At 71.5% G+C, this 2,004-nt stretch carries 2 protein-coding genes; one reads left to right on the top strand and one right to left on the bottom strand.

The window, feature by feature from the left end; translation table 11 throughout:
* Window positions 1-412 precede the first annotated feature (412 nt).
* Window positions 413-847 carry a MarR family winged helix-turn-helix transcriptional regulator gene (locus IE312_RS22645; protein WP_189984176.1) on the bottom strand — a complete coding sequence of 145 codons (435 nt, stop codon included), beginning with the start codon at window positions 845-847 and terminating at the stop codon, window positions 413-415.
* A 199-nt stretch (window positions 848-1,046) separates the two neighbouring features.
* Here IE312_RS22645 and IE312_RS22640 point away from each other — a divergent pair.
* Window positions 1,047-2,004, top strand: a 958-nt coding sequence (locus IE312_RS22640; RefSeq protein WP_229900299.1) for a PP2C family protein-serine/threonine phosphatase, incomplete at its 3' end; no start/stop codon positions are given.

Raw genomic sequence — 2,004 nt, 5'->3', positions numbered from 1 at the left:
CAGATGCACGTCTCCCGGCTGATCACGCGGCTGCTGGCCCGCCTGCGCGAGGGCATGCTCAGCACCTCCTGAACCACATGCCGCTCACCGGTGGCTCCGTATGACGAGGCGGGCCCGGCACTCTGTGCCGGGCCCGCCTCGTCATGTCCGGGAGAGCAGCCACGGCCCGAGGCGGTGGCCGGTCGCCGCCGAGGCGGTGCTCACAGCGGCTTCCCGGCACGACGGGGTATCAGAGGAGGGAGACCCACGGCCGCGACTGTTGCCGTTTGACAACAATGGCCGTGAGGCAACAAAGTGTCGGAGTCGTGACGCCCGGGGAAGGATCCGCAATGTTCCGGTGGACGGAGACCACTCCGTGCGCCGGCCATCCGAGCCCTGCAACGCAGGGCCGAGCGGTGGCCCGGCCCGGTGCTCAGGCCGTCCGGTCTCCGGCGTGCGGCGCGTTGTCGTGTATCTGCAGCGCCGCCGTGTCGCAGAACGCCTCCAGCCCCTCCAGGAGCGCGGTCCGCTTGGCGGCGGGCATCAGCTCCAGCACCGCCTGCAGCTCCTGCTCCCGTCGTGCGCGCAGGTCGTCGAGGAAGGCGCGACCGCGGCTGCTGAGGTGCAGCCGCACCTCGCGCCGGTCGGCCGGGCTGACCGCCCGCTCGACGAAGCCGGCGGCCACCAGGCGGTCGCAGAGCCGGCTGGTGGACGGAGGCGTGGAGGCGAGGGAGTCGGCGAGGGTGCGCAGGTTGATGCCGTCCTGGTGCTCCAGCATGAGCAGGACGCGCATCTGGGACGGCGAGGCGGGAGCGGTCGAGGCCCGGCCCCACAGGACTTCCAGCAACTCCACCGCCGTCAAGGTCACGCGTGCGACCTCGGCGGGCTCTGGGCGGGGGCGGAAGACAGTCACCGTCACACTCTCGCAGGTACTGGGACGGCCGCCAGCGTACTAGGTGTCGGGAGCGGCAAGAGATGGTTCGGACGATCGGCGCGACCGGCTCCGGGTGGCCTCGTCGCCTGGACGAGGCCCGTGTGTCCGTCGAAAGATTGGTGTATTTACCGTCGTGAACAGATTTGTGACCGCCGAGCGCGCCCTGCGCACGGCGGCTCCGCACGAGTTGTTCGACGTTGTGCGCCGGGTGCTGGCCGAGGAGTACGCCGCGCGCTCCGTCGAGCTGTACCTGGCCGATTACGGTCTCACCGTCCTGCAGCCGCTGTCGGCGGCGCCCCACCCGGGGGAGCCGGTGTCGGTGCACGGCAGTGCCGCCGGCCGCGCCTTCGGCGCCCAGGAGCCGTTCGTGGAGGGTCCGCAGGAGGGGGCCGCTCGCGTCCATCTGCCGGTCACCGTGCGCGGGGACCGGCTCGGCGTGCTGACGGTGACCCTGCCGGACGGGGACGGCGCGCCGGGCCTGCTGGACGAGCTCGCGGACATCGCCGAGGTGCTCGGGCACGAGATGGTGGTCGCCGAGCGGGACACCGACGTGTACCTGCGGGCGCGGCGCAAGGACCGGCTGACCCTGGCCGCGGAGATGCAGTGGCAGCTCCTGCCCGGCCGCTCCTGCTCCCGCCCCGAGTACGAGCTCGGCGCGCAGCTGGAGCCGGCGTACGCGATCTTCGGTGACAACTTCGACTGGTCCGCCACGGCGGACCACCTCATGCTCTACGTCACCAACGGTATGGGGGAGGGCATAGAGGCCTCCCTGCTGACCAATCTGGCCATCAACGCCCTGCGCAACGCCCGGCGGGCCGGTATCGCCATCGACGACCAGGCCGCCCTGGCCGACCAGGCGGTGTACGCGCACTACCAGGGGCGCTGCTATCTGTCGGTGCTGATGTTCGAGTTCGAGCTCGCCACCGGCCGGGCGAAGGTCGTGGACGCCGGCTCCCCGCAGCTGCTGCGGCTGCGGGACGGAGCGGTCGAGCCCGTCGCCTTCGACGCGCAGCTCCCGCTGGGCATGTTCGAGGAGACGGACTACGTGACCCAGGAGTTCCAGGTGGAACCGGGCGACCGGCTGGTCTTCG

Origin of the sequence: Streptomyces capoamus (assembly GCF_014654935.1) — a bacterium.
Taxonomy (GTDB): domain Bacteria; phylum Actinomycetota; class Actinomycetes; order Streptomycetales; family Streptomycetaceae; genus Streptomyces; species Streptomyces capoamus.
This window is presented reverse-complemented; position numbering and strand designations above follow the sequence as displayed.